The organism is Pseudomonas kribbensis, assembly GCF_003352185.1.
GTDB lineage: Bacteria > Pseudomonadota > Gammaproteobacteria > Pseudomonadales > Pseudomonadaceae > Aquipseudomonas > Aquipseudomonas kribbensis.
On sequence record NZ_CP029608.1, the window covers coordinates 1,887,900 to 1,905,078 of the forward strand.

13 protein-coding genes are annotated in these 17,179 nt (G+C 59.1%); 11 read left to right on the forward strand and 2 right to left on the reverse strand.

Annotated elements, in window-relative coordinates; all coding sequences use genetic code 11:
* The first annotated feature begins 103 nt into the window (after positions 1-103).
* The gene (locus tag DLD99_RS08795) at positions 104-475 is read left to right on the forward strand and encodes a hypothetical protein (protein ID WP_114881934.1); all 372 of its coding nucleotides are present in this window, start codon (positions 104-106) and stop codon (positions 473-475) included.
* Between the two features lie 51 nt (positions 476-526).
* Here DLD99_RS08795 and DLD99_RS08800 read toward each other — a convergent pair whose 3' ends face one another.
* A complete protein-coding gene (locus DLD99_RS08800; protein WP_114881935.1) occupies positions 527-2,122 on the reverse strand; it encodes a glycoside hydrolase family 17 protein in 1,596 nt (531 codons plus the stop codon).
* Positions 2,123-2,409: 287 nt separating this feature from the next.
* Here DLD99_RS08800 and DLD99_RS08810 point away from each other — a divergent pair, with 287 nt between their 5' ends.
* The 3 genes from DLD99_RS08810 to DLD99_RS08820 all read left to right on the forward strand — a co-directional run bounded on the left by DLD99_RS08810 (position 2,410) and on the right by DLD99_RS08820 (position 5,469).
* Complete coding sequence (locus DLD99_RS08810; protein ID WP_085710539.1) at positions 2,410-3,261, forward strand: glycine betaine ABC transporter substrate-binding protein; 852 nt, start codon at positions 2,410-2,412, stop codon at positions 3,259-3,261.
* Between the two features lie 241 nt (positions 3,262-3,502).
* On the forward strand, positions 3,503-3,814 hold the full coding sequence (locus DLD99_RS08815; RefSeq protein WP_085710541.1) for a DUF485 domain-containing protein: 312 nt from the start codon (positions 3,503-3,505) through the stop codon (positions 3,812-3,814).
* Complete coding sequence (locus DLD99_RS08820) at positions 3,811-5,469, forward strand: cation acetate symporter (protein WP_114881936.1); 1,659 nt, start codon at positions 3,811-3,813, stop codon at positions 5,467-5,469. Before DLD99_RS08815 ends, DLD99_RS08820 begins: the two co-directional genes overlap by 4 nt.
* An 846-nt stretch (positions 5,470-6,315) precedes the next feature.
* Here the strand turns inward: DLD99_RS08820 and gltA are convergent.
* Positions 6,316-7,605, reverse strand: coding sequence for a citrate synthase (gene gltA / locus DLD99_RS08830; RefSeq protein ID WP_007959044.1), 1,290 nt, complete (start codon positions 7,603-7,605; stop codon positions 6,316-6,318).
* Positions 7,606-7,969: 364 nt separating this feature from the next.
* Here gltA and sdhC point away from each other — a divergent pair, with 364 nt between their 5' ends.
* The 7 genes from sdhC to lpdA all read left to right on the forward strand — a co-directional run bounded on the left by sdhC (position 7,970) and on the right by lpdA (position 17,099).
* Positions 7,970-8,344, forward strand: coding sequence for a succinate dehydrogenase, cytochrome b556 subunit (gene sdhC, locus DLD99_RS08835; protein WP_114881937.1), 375 nt, complete (start codon positions 7,970-7,972; stop codon positions 8,342-8,344).
* Entirely contained in the window at positions 8,338-8,706 is a 369-nt protein-coding gene (gene sdhD / locus DLD99_RS08840; protein ID WP_085710546.1) for a succinate dehydrogenase, hydrophobic membrane anchor protein, read from the forward strand. Before sdhC ends, sdhD begins: the two co-directional genes overlap by 7 nt.
* 3 nt (positions 8,707-8,709) lie before the next feature.
* On the forward strand, positions 8,710-10,482 hold the full coding sequence (gene sdhA, locus DLD99_RS08845) for a succinate dehydrogenase flavoprotein subunit (RefSeq protein WP_085710547.1): 1,773 nt from the start codon (positions 8,710-8,712) through the stop codon (positions 10,480-10,482).
* An 11-nt stretch (positions 10,483-10,493) separates the two neighbouring features.
* Positions 10,494-11,198: a succinate dehydrogenase iron-sulfur subunit gene (locus tag DLD99_RS08850; protein ID WP_065260469.1), complete on the forward strand. Its 705-nt coding sequence runs from the start codon at positions 10,494-10,496 to the stop codon at positions 11,196-11,198.
* A 272-nt stretch (positions 11,199-11,470) separates the two neighbouring features.
* Complete coding sequence (locus DLD99_RS08855) at positions 11,471-14,302, forward strand: 2-oxoglutarate dehydrogenase E1 component (protein ID WP_085710549.1); 2,832 nt, start codon at positions 11,471-11,473, stop codon at positions 14,300-14,302.
* Positions 14,303-14,344: 42 nt separating this feature from the next.
* Positions 14,345-15,565 carry a 2-oxoglutarate dehydrogenase complex dihydrolipoyllysine-residue succinyltransferase gene (odhB, locus tag DLD99_RS08860; protein ID WP_114881938.1) on the forward strand — a complete coding sequence of 407 codons (1,221 nt, stop codon included), beginning with the start codon at positions 14,345-14,347 and terminating at the stop codon, positions 15,563-15,565.
* 97 nt (positions 15,566-15,662) lie between these two features.
* Entirely contained in the window at positions 15,663-17,099 is a 1,437-nt protein-coding gene (gene lpdA, locus DLD99_RS08865) for a dihydrolipoyl dehydrogenase (protein ID WP_114881939.1), read from the forward strand.
* Positions 17,100-17,179 lie beyond the last annotated feature (80 nt).

Genomic DNA, 17,179 nt, shown 5'->3' on the forward strand with positions numbered 1-17,179 from the left:
ATACACTTTGCGCGGATCGAATGACCAGTTAAGAGTTGTTAGTTCTTGCACACGGCTGGCAGGCGATTAAGCTGGCCGCCGATTTCCTCGTTTGGAGTGTTCCATGTCCCGCCGCTTGCCCGTGATTCTGCTGCTCGTTCTGTTGCCGTTATGGCTGGCCGCCAGTTATGGCGCGCGTTATGGCTTCATGGAGGACGCGCAGTGGGTGGGCATCTGCGTTGACGAGGCGAGCCGTTGGGAGTGTTCGGTGCGCTCGAACCTGGGCCTGATGATTCATTTCCAGATGCTCGGCTGGGCGGCGGTCGCGGCTGCCGTGATCGGTTTTGTCGTGCCGGGACGGGCAGGGTGGTGGTTGGCGGTGCTGGCGCTGGTGTTCGGGTTTCCGGCGCTGGCGTTGTACAACACCACGCTGGCGGTGTTTGCGGTGGTGATTGCCGGGTTGCGGTTGGTGCGGGAATCCCGCGTCGCCAACTGACTGGTAGTGCTGCATCGCGGGCTAGCCCGCGATGCTTTTAGTTACTGAAGATCAGCGGTTGCGAATCCGCAGGCAGCGCCACAACGCGGCCACCATCAACCCGCTGACCAGCGCCCAGCCCCAGGCCTGCTGATTCTGCAGGCCTTCACGGAACAGCTGCGGCGCAATGCAGGCACCGATGATGAAGGTCAGCAGGGCAATTTCCCGACGGGCCACCGGCACCGGGCGGCACAGGTAAACCAGTGCCGGCAGAATGAACGCCGCACTCGCGAAGCTGCGATAGCGCGGATCGAACACCATCTCCAGCACCATTATCGCTGCCGCAAAACCGGCCGCGGCAACCAGCCAGCCGGCTTGTCGTTCGAACGCATTGAAGGCGCGTTCACGCCAGCCGGTGCGGGCGCTCAAGGTCAGCGCGGCGTGCGCCAGCACCAGCAGATTCAATACGGTCAGCAGGCCGACCCATACCCATTCGCTGGCGAAGCGTGTGGTCAGCCATGCCAGGTTGGCCCAGGCACCGATCGAACAAGCGGCGAGGGCGCCCAGCAATGGCAGCACCAGCGCTGAACCCGTGGTGCGAACCCGACCGCCAAGAACCAGCGTGCCGAAGAAGATCAAGCCGCCGATTGCCAGCCAGCGCGACCAGTCAGGCACGTTCGACACCGGCCCGGCCAGCACGCCTTTGTCCTGGCGATCCGCATCGAACAGTCCCCAGTAACCACCGACCGCGCCTTCGCTGCCGCGCTTCCACGGCTGGTCGAACGCTTCGATCAGGTTGTAATGCCAGCCTTGCTGTTCGGCCAGGGTGACAAAACCGCGAATGAACTTCGCTTCGTTGACCCGGCTCGGCAACGCGGTCTCCCGCTGACGGCCTTCGCTCGGCCAGCCGGTTTCGCCAATCATCACGTCCTTGGGGGCGAACTTGTTGCCGAACACCTGGCGCACATCGGCCACGTGTTGCAGGGCAACATCGATGTTCGAAGGATCATCCTCCCAGTACGGCAGCAAATGAATGGTCAGGAAGTCCACCGCCGGCGCAACTTCCGGGTGCTTGAGCCAGAACTCCCAGACATCGGCGTAGGTCACCGGCTGCTTGATATGGCTTTTGACCTTATTGATCAGCTTCGCCAGTTGCGCCCCGGTGACTTCCTTGCGCAGCAGAGCTTCGTTGCCGACGATCACGGCACTGACCACGTCCGGGTTGGCGTTGGCCGAGGCGATCAGCAGATCGACTTCCTTCTCGGTGTCCACCGGGTTGCTGTTGACCCAGGCGCCGATCATCAGCTTCAAACCATGCTTGCGCGCCAGTTCCGGCAGGGCTTCGAGGCCGGTCATGGAATAGGTGCGGATGCATTCGAAGCGGGTGGCGAGCAGGGCGAGGTCGGCGTCCATGCGCTCCGGGCGCAGTTTGAACGGCACGTCGAACGGCGACTGATCCTTGTCGAACGGCGTGTAGGAGGCGCATTGCAACTTGTGGGTCGGGGTGGCGACGTCCGGCAGGATCACCGGTTTGCCGAGGCCGTACCAGAAGCCGCAAAGCGCAAATAGGCCGAGCAGGCAGGCGAACAGATAAGGAAGAAAAGGAAAGCGGGAGGATGCGGACATGGTCAGGCCGAGTGGCTGCAAAGCGACGCATGTTACCTGCATTTATAGAGGGGTTGGTGGCCTGCATGTTTTTGACATGCAAAGTTCGGGCGGATTGTCTGGCGTCAAATATTCAGACGCAGTTAATGGCTTTCTGATGTCGTTTCTCGTTGCTTCGAGGTCGCTGGCAGAGCAGGTCGCTGTGTGCGTCAGGTTGATGATCAAAGCCATCAGTACTCCGCTGATGTTCGAACGAGTTTGCGGTCAGGCGTGATGGGGGCGCTGTGCACCATAACAATACGTTGACGATGCCCGGCATCCGTCGGGCGCAGCATTTCGGGGAAGTAACGATGAAGATGCGACGACTTTTAGGCGCAGGTGCCGCTCTGGTGCTTGCGATGAGCTCCACTTTCGCCAGCGCTGAAAAACAGACCCTGAACATCGGTTACGTTGACGGCTGGTCCGACAGCGTCGCGACCACCCACGTGGCGGCCGAGGTGATCAAACAGAAACTCGGCTACGACGTGAAACTCCAGGCCGTCGCCACCGGGATCATGTGGCAGGGCGTTGCCACCGGCAAACTCGACGCCATGCTGTCGGCCTGGCTGCCGGTGACCCACGGCGAGTACTGGGCGAAGAACAAGGATCTGGTCGTCGATTACGGCCCGAACTTCAAGGACGCGAAAATCGGCCTGATCGTGCCCGAGTACGTCAAAGCCAAATCCATCGAAGACCTGAAAACCGACGACAGCTTCAAGAATCGCATCGTCGGCATCGACGCCGGCTCAGGTGTGATGCTCAAGACCGATCAGGCGATCAAGGATTACGGCCTGACCGGTTACACCCTCAAGGCCAGTTCCGGCGCCGGCATGATCGCCGAGCTGACCCGCGCCGAGAAAAAGAACGAATCCATCGCCGTGACCGGCTGGGTGCCGCACTGGATGTTCGCCAAGTGGAAGCTGCGCTTCCTCGACGACCCGAAAGGCGTGTATGGCGCGGCTGAAACCGTGAACAGCATCGGCAGCAAAGAGCTGGATGCCAAGGCGCCGGAAGTGGCGAAGTTCCTGAAGAACTTCCAGTGGGCCTCCAAAGACGAAATCGGTCAGGTGATGCTGGCGATTCAGGACGGTGCCAAACCTGAAGCCGCTGCCAAGGACTGGGTCGCCAAACACCCAGACCGCGTGGCTGAATGGACTAAATAAACGCTGCACCGCTTTACCCTGTGGGAGCGAGCCTGCTCGCGATGCGATCTGCCAGTCGACTCAAGAGGTGACTGACAAGACGCCTTCGCGAGCAGGCTCGCTCCCACATTTATTTGTACAGTCCTGAAATTGGCATAACGGTCATGGCGTTCTACTACTAAGGTCGTCTGGAAGCCGGCTCGCAGCCGCATACAGTGGATACGTTCCAAAAATAAAAATCTGTGCTGCGAGGATAAAAACAATGAACGACAGCATTTACCTCTCTATTCAGAACAGCCCGCGCTTCAAGGAGCTGGTGAAAAAAAGGGAAAGGTTCGCCTGGATACTCTCGGCGATCATGCTAGGGCTCTACTCCGGTTTCATTCTGCTGATCGCGTACGGGCCGCAAGTGCTCGGGACCAAAATCAGCGCCGGTTCTTCGATCACCTGGGGCATCCCCATCGGTGTCGGGCTGATTGTCTCGGCTTTCATCCTGACCGGCATCTACGTGCGCCGCGCCAATGGCGAGTTCGACGACCTGAACAATGCGATTCTCAAGGAGGCTCAGCAATGATCCGGCGTCTACTGGCTCTATTGAGCATCGCAGCGTTCGCTCCGGCCGCCTGGGCCGCTGACGCCCTGACCGGCGAAGTCCACAAACAACCGCTCAACGTTTCCGCGATCGTCATGTTCGTGGTGTTCGTCGGCGCGACCCTGTGCATCACGTACTGGGCCTCCAAACGCAACAAGTCGGCTGCCGACTACTATGCGGCGGGTGGCAAGATCACCGGTTTCCAGAACGGTCTGGCGATTGCCGGTGACTACATGTCGGCGGCGTCTTTCCTGGGGATTTCCGCGCTGGTGTTCACCTCTGGCTACGACGGCCTGATCTACTCGATCGGCTTCCTGGTGGGCTGGCCGATCATTCTGTTCCTGATCGCCGAGCGCCTGCGCAACCTGGGTAAATACACCTTTGCCGACGTGGCGTCCTACCGCCTCGGGCAAACCCAGATCCGCACGCTGTCGGCCTGCGGTTCGCTGGTGGTGGTGGCGTTCTACCTGATCGCGCAAATGGTCGGCGCCGGCAAGCTGATCCAGCTGCTGTTCGGCCTCGACTACCACGTTGCGGTGATTCTGGTGGGTATCCTGATGTGCCTGTACGTGCTGTTCGGCGGCATGCTGGCGACCACCTGGGTGCAGATCATCAAGGCTGTGCTGTTGCTGTCCGGTGCCTCGTTCATGGCGCTGATGGTGATGAAGCACGTCAACTTCGACTTCAACACCCTGTTCTCCGAATCCATCAAGGTTCACGCCAAGGGCGAAGCGATCATGAGCCCCGGCGGTCTGGTGAAAGACCCGATCTCGGCGTTCTCCCTCGGCCTGGCACTGATGTTCGGTACCGCCGGCCTGCCGCACATCCTGATGCGCTTCTTCACCGTGAGCGACGCGAAGGAAGCCCGCAAGAGCGTGCTGTATGCGACCGGTTTCATTGGCTACTTCTACATCCTGACCTTCATCATCGGCTTCGGCGCGATCCTGCTGGTCAGCACCAACCCGGCCTTTAAAGATGCGGCGGGCGCTCTGCTCGGCGGCAACAACATGGCGGCGGTGCACCTGGCCAACGCCGTGGGCGGCAGCATCTTCCTCGGCTTCATCTCGGCGGTGGCGTTCGCGACCATCCTGGCGGTAGTAGCCGGTCTGACCCTGGCCGGTGCTTCGGCGGTGTCTCACGACCTGTACGCCAGCGTGATCAAGAAGGGCAAGGCCAACGAGAAGGATGAGATCCGCGTTTCGAAGATCACCACCGTCGCACTGGGCGTGCTGGCAATCGGCCTGGGCATCCTGTTCGAAAGCCAGAACATCGCGTTCATGGTGGGCCTGGCGTTCTCCATTGCGGCGAGCTGCAACTTCCCGGTGCTGCTGCTTTCGATGTACTGGAAGAAACTGACCACCCGTGGCGCCATGATTGGCGGCTGGCTGGGTCTGGTAAGTGCGGTGGGCCTGATGATTCTTGGCCCGACCATCTGGGTGCAGATTCTGCATCATGAGAAGGCGATCTTCCCTTATGAGTATCCGGCGCTGTTCTCGATGATCATTGCGTTCATTGGGATCTGGTTCTTCTCGGTTACCGATAAATCGGCGGCGGCAGAGAATGAGCGTGCGCTGTTCTTCCCGCAGTTTGTGCGTTCGCAGACGGGGTTGGGGGCTAGTGGGGCGGTTTCGCACTGAGGCTTCTAGGTTGAATATGTAGGTTGAGTTGAATGGAAATGCCCTGGTCGAGAGATTGGGGCATTTTTTTTGGTGGTTTTTTGATTGGGGGTATATCCGTTGCTGCGGTAACGGCTTCTTAGGGTTCCGCCCTTACGGCGGGTCACTTTTTACAAACGCCTAAAAAGTAACCAAAAACGCTTGCTCCTACGTCCGGCCCGCTCGCTGAGGCTCGGGGTTCCTTCGCTCCGGGATTCATCCGGTGGGCATCGCCTACGGTTTGCTTCGCTGCACCTCCTCTCGATGTGTTTGGCTTCGCCAAACGGTCGATGCGCTCCCACCCCCGGATGAATCCCTCCACTCAGCCTTCCGACGTCGCCCGAAGATCAAAAGCGGTACTTGAGCTAACGCTCATCGTGTTGAGTGGTGAGTGGTGAGCAGGGGGATGCTCTTGATCTGGCTTTTGATGTGGCTTTTGATTTTTTGCCCCTTCGGCAGGCCGAGCGGAGGTGTTCATCAGGGGGTAGGCGCGCAGCGCCGTGCGGCGAAGCCGCATTCATCGAGAGGAGGTGCAGCGAAGCAAACCGTAGGCGATGCCCCCTGATGGACACCGTAGCGAGGGAACACTGAGCCTAAGCGAAGTGCCGTACGCCGGGGCAAAGCCTTTTGGTTCCTTTTTGGCGTTTGAAAAAGGGACTCGCTGTAAGAGCGAAACCGCCAGCGGCAGCACCCGCAGAAACGGATATGTACCCAATCTACAAAAAACAGTCGGCCCAAAGGCCGCTGAGATACCCCAAACAAAAACGGCCCCCATTCACATGGAGGCCGTTCCCGGTACAACGTTAAGACGTTATCGCAAGACAAGTCTTATTTGCGGTCTTCCAGCTTGGTGATATCCCGCGACTCATAACCAGTGTACAGCTGGCGCGGACGGCCAATCTTGTACGGGCTGGAGAGCATTTCCTTCCAGTGGGAGATCCAGCCGACAGTACGTGCCAGGGCGAAGATCACGGTGAACATGCTGGTCGGAATGCCGATCGCCTTGAGGATGATCCCCGAGTAGAAGTCGACGTTCGGGTACAGCGAGCGTTCGATGAAGTATGGGTCGGTCAGGGCGATCTCTTCCAGGCGCATGGCCAGTTCGAGTTGCGGATCGTTCTGGATGCCCAGTTCCTTCAACACTTCGTCACAAGTCTGCTTCATCACGGTCGCACGTGGGTCGCGGTTCTTATAGACGCGGTGACCGAAGCCCATCAGCTTGAACGGATCGTTCTTGTCCTTGGCCTTGGCGATGAACTTGTCGATGTTCGAAACATCGCCGATTTCATCGAGCATGGTCAGCACGGCTTCGTTCGCACCGCCGTGGGCAGGGCCCCACAGTGCGGCGATACCGGCGGCGATACAGGCGAACGGGTTGGCACCCGAAGAGCCCGCCAGGCGCACGGTGGAGGTCGAAGCGTTCTGCTCGTGGTCGGCGTGGAGGATGAAGATCCGGTCCATGGCCTTGGCGAGTACCGGGCTGATCGGTTTGATCTCGCACGGGGTGTTGAACATCATGTGCAGGAAGTTTTCCGCGTACGACAGGTCGTTGCGCGGGTACATCATGGGTTGGCCCATGGAGTACTTGTAAACCATCGCGGCCAGGGTCGGCATCTTGGCAACCAGGCGGATCGCGGAAATTTCGCGATGCTGCGGGTTATTGATGTCGAGGGAGTCGTGGTAGAAGGCCGAGAGGGCGCCGACTACACCACACATGACGGCCATCGGGTGGGCGTCACGGCGGAAGCCGTTGAAGAAGGTCTTCAGCTGTTCGTGAACCATGGTGTGGTTCTTCACGGTGCCGACGAACTGGGCCTTTTGCTCTGCAGTCGGCAGTTCGCCGTTCAGCAGCAGGTAGCAGGTTTCCAGGTAGTCCGACTTTTCAGCCAGTTGTTCAATCGGGTAGCCGCGGTGCAACAGAATGCCGTTGTCGCCGTCGATATAGGTGATCTTCGATTCGCAGGAAGCGGTCGACATGAAACCGGGGTCGAAAGTGAAGCGGCCCGTGGCCGTCAGGCCCCGAACATCGATTACATCGGGACCAACGGTGCCGGTTAAAATGGGCAGCTCGACGGGGGCTGCGCCCTCGATGATCAACTGCGCTTTTTTGTCAGCCATGTGGCCTCCTATTTATGCTTGAAATCATCAGACAGACCCCCCACGCAGGGCCCGCACCACTATAGTGAGATAAATTCGAATGTCAATTTGCCTAAAGTCTTGCTCCAGAAGGCTTTAACCGCACTTTTTCCTCGAAATTGCCTGCCATTTACGCCTTTTATACAACTTGTGCAATCAGCTATTGGGGGTAGGCGATTGCGTTGTCATTAGTAGCCTAACTGTCTATACTCGGCGACCGACCGCCAAGGGCTTTTGGGCTTGCTTTCATTGGGGGTCGCATCCCTGGGTGGTGGTTACCTGACCAGTGCACTCCCCAACAACTTTGCCCTGATTGTTAGGGGCTCTTCAGTGTGAAAAAAAAGCCGTGAAAAGCCAACGACCTGTAAACCTAGACCTAAGGACCATCAAACTCCCCATCACCGGCGTTACGTCGTTTCTTCACCGTGTTTCCGGCATCATCCTCTTCCTGGGCCTTGGCATCATGCTTTATGCATTGGGCAAATCCCTGGGTTCCGAGGAAGGTTATGTCGAGGTGAAGGCATGCTTGACCAGCTCGCTGGCCAAGTTCGTAGCATGGGGCCTCCTGTCCGCTCTGCTGTATCACCTGGTTGCCGGTGTGCGCCACTTGATCATGGACATGGGCATCGGTGAGACGCTGGAAGGCGGCCGCCTGGGCTCGAAACTGATCATCGCCGTTTCCGTGGTGCTGATCGTTCTGGCAGGAGTTTGGATATGGTAACCAGCGTTACAAACCTTTCGCGTTCGGGCCTCTATGACTGGATGGCACAGCGTGTGTCTGCGGTCGTTCTCGCGGCTTATTTCATTTTTCTGATCGGCTACCTCGCCGCTCACCCGGGCATCGGCTATGAACAATGGCATGGCCTGTTCGCCCACAACGGAATGCGTATCTTCAGTCTGCTGGCACTGGTTGCCCTGGGCGCTCACGCCTGGGTCGGCATGTGGACCATCGCGACCGACTACCTGACGCCGATGGCGCTGGGCAAGTCCGCGACTGCAGTACGTTTCCTTTTCCAGGCAGTATGCGGCGTCGCGATGTTCGCTTACTTCGTCTGGGGTGTGCAGATTCTCTGGGGTATCTGATTCATGGCTAACATTCCAACGATTTCTTTCGACGCCATCATCATTGGTGGCGGCGGTGCCGGCATGCGCGCTGCGCTGCAGCTGGCACAGGGCGGTCACAAGACTGCCGTGATCACCAAGGTCTTCCCGACCCGTTCGCACACTGTATCCGCCCAGGGCGGCATCACCTGCGCCATCGCGTCGGCCGACCCGAACGATGACTGGCGCTGGCACATGTACGATACCGTCAAGGGTTCCGACTACATCGGTGACCAGGACGCTATCGAATACATGTGTCAGGAGGGCCCGGCTGCCGTTTTCGAGCTGGACCACATGGGTCTGCCGTTCTCGCGTACCGAAACCGGCCGTATCTACCAGCGTCCGTTCGGCGGTCAGTCGAAGGATTACGGTAAAGGCGGGCAGGCTGCCCGTACCTGCGCCGCTTCCGACCGTACCGGTCACGCGCTGCTGCACACTCTTTATCAGGGCAACCTGAAAGCCGGTACCACGTTCCTGAACGAGTACTACGCTGTCGATCTGGTCAAGAACGACGCGGGCGACTTCGTCGGTGTGATCGCCATCTGCATCGAAACCGGTGAAACCACCTACATCCGCGCCAAGGCCACCGTGCTGGCGACCGGCGGTGCAGGCCGTATCTACGCTTCCACCACCAACGCCCTGATCAACACCGGTGACGGCGTCGGCATGGCTCTGCGTGCTGGCGTGCCGGTACAAGACATTGAAATGTGGCAGTTCCACCCGACCGGCATCGCCGGCGCCGGTGTACTGGTTACCGAAGGTTGCCGTGGTGAAGGTGGTTACCTGATCAACAAGCACGGCGAGCGTTTCATGGAGCGTTATGCTCCGAACGCCAAAGACCTTGCCGGTCGTGACGTGGTTGCCCGCTCGATGGTTAAGGAAATCATCGCCGGCAACGGTTGCGGTCCGAATGGCGACCACGTAATGCTCAAACTCGACCACCTGGGCGAGGAAGTGCTGCACAGCCGTCTGCCAGGCATCTGCGAACTGTCGAAGACTTTCGCACACGTTGACCCGGTGGTTGCTCCGGTTCCGGTTGTTCCGACCTGCCACTACATGATGGGCGGCGTTGCCACCAACATTCACGGCCAGGCAATCACCCAGAACGCCGAAGGCGTGGATCAGATCATTCCTGGTCTGTTCGCCGTAGGTGAAGTGGCTTGCGTATCGGTTCACGGCGCCAACCGTCTGGGCGGCAACTCGCTGCTCGACCTGGTGGTCTTCGGTCGCGCTGCCGGCCTGCACCTCGAGAAAGCTCTGACTGACGGCATCGAATACGATGACGCCACCGAAGCCAACATCGAAGCTGCCCTGGCACGCCTGAGCGCGCTGAACAACCGTACCGACGGCGAAGACGTCGCTACCCTGCGTCGCGAGCTGCAAAGCTGCATGCAGAACTACTTCGGTGTATTCCGTACCGGCGAATACATGCAGAAGGGTATTGCCCAGCTGGCCGATCTGCGCAAGCGCATCGCCAACGTGAAGATCAACGATAAGTCGCAGGCGTTCAACACTGCACGTATCGAAGCGCTGGAACTGCAAAACCTGCTGGAAGTGGCTGAAGCTACCGCCATTGCTGCCGAAGTACGTAAAGAGTCCCGCGGCGCTCACGCCCGTGAAGACTTCGAAGACCGTGACGACGAAAACTGGCTGTGCCACACCCTGTACTTCCCGGGTGAGAAACGTGTCGCCAAGCGTGCCGTGAACTTCTCGCCGAAGACTGTTCCGACTTTCGAACCAAAAGTCCGGACTTATTAAGGGTGACCGCCATGTTGAAAGTCAGTGTTTATCGTTACAACCCTGATCAGGACGCTGCGCCGTTCATGCAGGAATTCCAGGTCGATACCGGTGGTAAGGACCTGATGGTGCTGGACGTGCTGGCCCTGATCAAAGAGCAGGACGAGGGTTTCTCCTATCGTCGCTCCTGCCGTGAAGGTGTTTGCGGCTCCGACGGCATGAACATCAACGGCAAGAACGGCCTGGCGTGCATCACGCCGCTGTCCGCTGTCGTCAAAGGTAACAAGTTGGTCATCCGTCCTCTGCCAGGTTTGCCGGTTATCCGTGACCTGGTCGTCGATATGAGCATCTTCTACAAGCAATACGAGAAGGTTAAGCCATTCCTGCAGAACGACACGCCGGCTCCGGCCATCGAGCGTCTGCAGTCCCCTGAAGAGCGTGAAAAGCTCGACGGTCTGTACGAGTGCATCCTGTGCGCCTGCTGCTCGACCTCTTGCCCGTCCTTCTGGTGGAACCCGGACAAGTTCCTGGGTCCAGCTGCACTGCTGCAAGCGTACCGCTTCCTGGCAGACAGCCGTGACACCAAGACGTCCGAGCGTCTGGCGTCCCTCGATGACCCGTTCAGCGTTTTCCGCTGCCGGGGCATCATGAACTGCGTCAACGTATGTCCGAAAGGCCTGAACCCGACTAAGGCCATCGGTCACATCCGTAACATGCTGCTTTCGAGCGGCGTGTGATTCAGAAGCTGTAACTGCCGCTGTAAAAAGCGGCATCGCTGCACCGTACAGGTCAAGGCGCGGGCTTCAACCCGCGCCCTGGCTATAACCAGAGCAACAGCCATAAGCTGCGGCTCTTATTTTGAAGAAATGAGACAAGCAGGGGCATCCGGGCTGGTACCCGGACTATCAGTGTGATCCTAAGTGGCTTGTTTTGGTCGCTGCATTCGGACTTCTGCAAGTTTGCTCGGTGTCGACACCGATGGTGTTCCCCTAACCGAGGGTGACCAAGCATGCAAGAAAGCGTGATGCAGCGCATGTGGAACAGCGCCTACCTTTCAGGTGGAAACGCTGCCTATGTGGAAGAGCTTTATGAGCTCTACCTGCACGACCCTAACGCTGTGCCAGAAGAGTGGCGCACCTACTTTCAGAAGCTGCCCGCCGACGGCGGCTCTGCCACCGATGTTTCGCACTCCACAATTCGCGATCATTTCGTGCTGCTGGCGAAGAACCAGCGCCGCGCCCAACCGGTTTCCGCCGGCAGCGTGAGCAGTGAGCACGAGAAGAAGCAAGTTGAAGTGCTGCGATTGATCCAGGCCTACCGTATGCGTGGCCACCAGGCAGCCCAGCTTGACCCGCTGGGGCTGTGGCAGCGTCCTGCACCTGCAGACCTGTCGATCAATCATTACGGCTTGACCAATGCCGATCTTGATACGACCTTCCGTGCCGGCGACCTGTTCATCGGCAAAGAGGAAGCGAGCCTACGCGAAATTCACGAAGCGTTGCAGCAGACATATTGCCGCACCATCGGCGCTGAATTTACGCACATCACCGATTCCGAGCAGCGCCAGTGGTTCCAGCAGCGTCTGGAAAGCGTACGTGGCCGTCCGGAATACTCCGCCGACATCAAGAGCCACCTGCTCGAGCGCGTGACGGCCGGTGAAGGCCTGGAAAAATACCTGGGTACCAAATACCCGGGCACCAAGCGTTTCGGTCTGGAAGGCGGTGAAAGCCTGATTCCGATGCTCGACGAACTGATCCAGCGTTCCGGCTCGTACGGCACCAAGGAAGTCGTCATCGGCATGGCCCACCGTGGCCGTCTGAACGTGCTGGTCAACACCTTCGGCAAGAACCCGCGCGAGCTGTTCGACGAGTTCGAAGGCAAGAAGAAGGTCGAGCTGGGTTCCGGTGACGTTAAATACCACCAGGGCTTCTCGTCCAACGTAATGACCGCCGGCGGTGAAGTTCACCTGGCCATGGCGTTCAACCCGTCCCACCTGGAAATCGTTTCCCCGGTGGTTGAAGGTTCGGTACGTGCCCGTCAGGACCGTCGCAACGACGCGACCGGCGAAAAAGTACTGCCGATCTCCATCCACGGTGACGCTGCATTCGCAGGTCAGGGCGTGGTGATGGAAACCTTCCAGATGTCGCAGACCCGCGGTTTCAAGACCGGCGGTACCGTGCACATCGTGATCAACAACCAGGTTGGTTTCACCATCAGCAACCCGCTGGACTCGCGTTCCACCGAGTACGCCACCGACGTTGCGAAGATGATCCAGGCACCGATCCTCCATGTGAATGGCGATGATCCGGAAGCCGTACTGTTCGTGACCCAGCTGGCCATCGACTACCGCATGCAGTTCAAGCGTGACGTGGTGATCGATCTGGTCTGCTACCGTCGTCGCGGCCACAACGAGGCCGACGAGCCAAGCGGCACCCAGCCGCTGATGTATCAGCAGATCACCAAACAGCGCACCACCCGTGAGCTGTACGCTGATCGTCTGACCCAGGGCGGTGTGCTGGACGCAGAGCGTGTTCAGGCGAAAGTCGACGAATACCGCAACGCGCTGGACAACGGTCTGCACGTAGTGAAATCGCTGGTCAAAGAGCCGAACAAAGAGCTGTTCGTGGACTGGCGTCCGTATCTGGGCCACGCCTGGACTGCGCGTCACGACACTCGCTTCGATCTGAAGACCCTGCAGGAACTGTCCGCCAAGCTGCTGGAAATTCCGGAAGGCTTCGTGGTTCAGCGTCAGGTCGCGAAGATCTACGAAGACCGTCAGAAGATGCAAGCCGGCGGCCTGCCGATCAACTGGGGTTACGCCGAAACCATGGCGTACGCGACCCTGGCGTTCGAAGGTCACCCGATCCGCATGACCGGTCAGGACATCGGCCGCGGTACGTTCTCGCACCGTCACGCTGTTCTGCACAACCAGAAAGATGCCGGCACCTACATTCCGCTGAAACACCTGTACGAAGGTCAGCCACGCTTCGACCTGTACGACTCGTTCCTGTCGGAAGAAGCGGTACTGGCGTTCGAATACGGTTACTCGACCACCACGCCGAACGCGCTGGTGATCTGGGAAGCCCAGTTCGGCGACTTCGCCAACGGTGCACAGGTTGTTATCGACCAGTTCATCACCAGCGGCGAGCACAAGTGGGGCCGTCTCTGCGGTCTGACCATGCTGCTGCCGCACGGCTACGAAGGCCAAGGCCCTGAGCACAGCTCGGCACGTCTTGAGCGTTACCTGCAGCTGTGCGCCGAGCACAACATTCAGGTGTGCATGCCGACGACTCCGGCGCAGATCTACCACTTGCTGCGTCGTCAGGTGATCCGCCCGCTGCGCAAGCCGCTGGTAGTCCTGACTCCGAAGTCGCTGCTGCGTCACAAACTGGCAATCTCGACGCTGGAAGATCTGGCCGAAGGTTCGTTCCAGACCGTTATCCCGGAAATCGATGCACTGGACCCGAAAAAGGTCGAGCGCGTGGTTCTGTGCAGCGGCAAGGTCTACTACGACCTGCTGGAAAAACGCCGTGCCGAAGGCCGCGAAGATATCGCCATCGTGCGTATCGAGCAGCTGTACCCATTCCCTGAGGACGACTTGAAAGAAGTCCTGGCTCCTTACACCAACGCCAAAGCGGCTGTCTGGTGTCAGGAAGAGCCGATGAACCAGGGCGCCTGGTACTGCAGCCAGCACCACCTGCGTCGCAGCATCAGCAACCTCAACAAGTCTCTCGTACTCGAGTACGCGGGCCGTGAGGCTTCTGCTGCACCTGCATGTGGTTACGCATCGATGCACGCCGAGCAGCAGGAAAAACTGCTGCAAGACGCGTTTACCGTTTAACGCCTTCGCGCACCTGAAACCGAATTTAAGGAACCACAGACAATGGCTATCGAGATCAAAGCCCCCACTTTCCCGGAATCGGTTGCCGATGGCACCGTTGCCACCTGGCACAAACAACCGGGCGACGCCGTCAAGCGTGACGAACTGATCGTCGACATCGAAACCGACAAGGTCGTTCTGGAAGTGCTGGCCACCGCCGACGGCGTGCTGGGCGCAATCGTCAAGGGCGAGGGCGACACCGTCCTGTCCGACGAAGTCCTGGGCTCCATCGTTGAAGGCGGCGCTGCTGCCGCTGCTCCGGCTGCCGCTGCTGCTCCGGCCGCTGCTGCCGCTGCCCCGGCTGCTGCCGGCGCTGACGAAGATGCTATCGCTGCTCCGGCCGCTCGCAAGCTGGCCGAAGAAAACGGTATCAACCTGGCTTCCGTAAAAGGCACCGGCAAAGACGGCCGTGTGACCAAGGAAGACGTGGTTGCCGCTGTTGAAGCGAAGAAATCCGCTCCGGCTGCTGCACCGAAAGCTGCTGCTCCGGCTGCTGCCGCTCCTGTGTTCGCCGCTGGCGACCGCATCGAGAAGCGCGTTCCGATGACCCGCGTTCGTGCCACCGTTGCCAAGCGTCTGGTAGAAGCCCAGTCGAACATGGCAATGCTGACCACTTTCAACGAAGTCGACATGACCGAAGTCATGGCCCTGCGTTCGAAGTACAAGGACCTGTTCGAGAAGTCCCACAACGGCGTACGCCTGGGCTTCATGTCGTTCTTCGTGAAGGCTGCCACCGAAGCGCTGAAACGCTTCCCGGCGGTCAACGCTTCGATCGACGGCAACGACATCGTTTACCACGGTTATGCCGACATCGGCGTTGCTGTTTCCAGCGACCGTGGCCTGGTAGTTCCGGTTCTGCGTAACGCCGAACACATGAGCCTGGCTGAAATCGAAGGCGGCATCGCCACCTTCGGCAAGAAGGCCCGTGACGGCAAACTGTCGATGGACGAGATGACCGGCGGTACCTTCACCATCACCAACGGTGGTACCTTCGGTTCGATGATGTCGACCCCGATCGTCAACCCGCCGCAGGCAGCGATTCTGGGCATGCACAACATCATCCAGCGTCCGATGGCCATCAACGGTCAGGTCGTTATCCGTCCGATGATGTACCTGGCACTGTCCTACGATCACCGTCTGATCGATGGCAAAGAAGCTGTGACTTTCCTGGTGACCATCAAGAACCTGCTGGAAGATCCGGCTCGTCTGTTGCTGGATATCTGATAGAAGCAGCCATGAGCTGCAGGTTTCAGGCTGCCGGAGACGGCAGTCTGGCTTGCAGCTTGCGGCTTGAAGCTTTTCGCTAAAGAGGATTTTTTGAATGTCGCAGAAATTTGACGTAGTAGTGATCGGTGCCGGCCCTGGCGGCTACGTAGCTGCCATCAAGGCCGCGCAACTCGGTCTGAGCACTGCCTGCATCGAGAAGTACACCGATGCTGAAGGCAAGCAAGCCCTGGGCGGCACCTGCCTGAACGTAGGCTGCATTCCGTCCAAGGCGCTGCTGGACAGCTCCTGGAAATACAAGGAAGCCAAAGAAAGCTTCAACGTTCACGGTATCTCGACCGGCGAAGTCAAAATGGACGTCGCTGCGATGGTTGGCCGCAAGGCCGGCATCGTCAAGAACCTGACCGGCGGCGTTGCCACCCTGTTCAAGGCCAACGGCGTTACTTCGATCCAGGGCCACGGCAAACTGCTGGCCGGCAAGAAAGTCGAAGTCACCAAGCCGGACGGCTCGGTTGAAGTCATCGAAGCCGAAAACGTCATCCTGGCTCCAGGTTCGCGTCCGATCGACATTCCACCGGCTCCGGTCGATCAGAAAGTCATCGTCGATTCGACTGGCGCTCTGGAATTCCAGGCCGTACCTAAGCGTCTGGGCGTGATCGGCGCTGGCGTGATCGGTCTGGAACTGGGTTCGGTATGGTCGCGTCTGGGTGCAGAAGTGACTGTCCTGGAAGCCCTGGACACCTTCCTGATGGCAGCGGACACCGCTGTTTCCAAGGAAGCGCTGAAAACCCTGACCAAACAGGGTCTGGACATCAAACTGGGCGCTCGCGTAACCGGTTCGAAAGTGAACGGCGACGAAGTCGTTGTGAACTACACCGATGCCAACGGCGAACAGACCATCACTTTCGACAAGCTGATCGTAGCCGTTGGTCGCCGTCCGGTGACCACTGATCTGCTGGCTGCCGACAGCGGCGTGACCCTGGACGAGCGCGGTTTCGTGCACGTTGACGATCACTGCGCCACTACCGTACCGGGCGTCTACGCCATCGGTGACGTGGTTCGCGGCATGATGCTGGCTCACAAAGCCTCGGAAGAGGGCATCATGGTTGTCGAGCGCATCAAGGGCCACAAGGCCCAGATGAACTATGACCTGATCCCTTCGGTTATTTATACTCACCCGGAAATCGCATGGGTTGGTAAAACCGAGCAGGCCTTGAAAGCTGAAGGCGTTGAAGTTAACGTCGGCACCTTCCCGTTCGCAGCATCCGGCCGTGCCATGGCCGCCAACGATACCGGTGGTTTCGTCAAGGTCATCGCCGATGCCAAGACTGACCGCGTATTGGGCGTGCACGTGATTGGCCCGAGCGCTGCAGAACTGGTTCAGCAGGGCGCGATCGGTATGGAATTCGGCACCAGCGCTGAAGACCTGGGCATGATGGTTTTCTCCCATCCGACCCTGTCCGAAGCCTTGCACGAAGCAGCTCTGGCAGTGAATGGCGGCGCCATCCACATTGCCAACCGCAAGAAGCGTTAAGACACAATAAGAAACCACGGCGGTACGGCCCGTCGTGAGCCTTGCGTGCAAGACTCACCGCGGAATGTCCGCTGGACGCA

Bases quoted from the DNA above. Each gene is read 5' to 3' on its own strand.
- DLD99_RS08795 (WP_114881934.1), top strand. From the start codon at position 104: ATGTCCCGCCGCTTGCCCGTGATTCTGCTGCTCGTTCTGTTGCCGTTA.
- DLD99_RS08800 (WP_114881935.1), bottom strand. From the start codon at position 2,122: ATGCAGGTAACATGCGTCGCTTTGCAGCCACTCGGCCTGACCATGTCC.
- DLD99_RS08810 (WP_085710539.1), top strand. From the start codon at position 2,410: ATGAAGATGCGACGACTTTTAGGCGCAGGTGCCGCTCTGGTGCTTGCG.
- DLD99_RS08815 (WP_085710541.1), top strand. From the start codon at position 3,503: ATGAACGACAGCATTTACCTCTCTATTCAGAACAGCCCGCGCTTCAAG.
- DLD99_RS08820 (WP_114881936.1), top strand. From the start codon at position 3,811: ATGATCCGGCGTCTACTGGCTCTATTGAGCATCGCAGCGTTCGCTCCG.
- gltA (WP_007959044.1), bottom strand. From the start codon at position 7,605: ATGGCTGACAAAAAAGCGCAGTTGATCATCGAGGGCGCAGCCCCCGTC.
- sdhD (WP_085710546.1), top strand. From the start codon at position 8,338: ATGGTAACCAGCGTTACAAACCTTTCGCGTTCGGGCCTCTATGACTGG.
- sdhA (WP_085710547.1), top strand. From the start codon at position 8,710: ATGGCTAACATTCCAACGATTTCTTTCGACGCCATCATCATTGGTGGC.
- DLD99_RS08850 (WP_065260469.1), top strand. From the start codon at position 10,494: ATGTTGAAAGTCAGTGTTTATCGTTACAACCCTGATCAGGACGCTGCG.
- DLD99_RS08855 (WP_085710549.1), top strand. From the start codon at position 11,471: ATGCAAGAAAGCGTGATGCAGCGCATGTGGAACAGCGCCTACCTTTCA.
- odhB (WP_114881938.1), top strand. From the start codon at position 14,345: ATGGCTATCGAGATCAAAGCCCCCACTTTCCCGGAATCGGTTGCCGAT.
- lpdA (WP_114881939.1), top strand. From the start codon at position 15,663: ATGTCGCAGAAATTTGACGTAGTAGTGATCGGTGCCGGCCCTGGCGGC.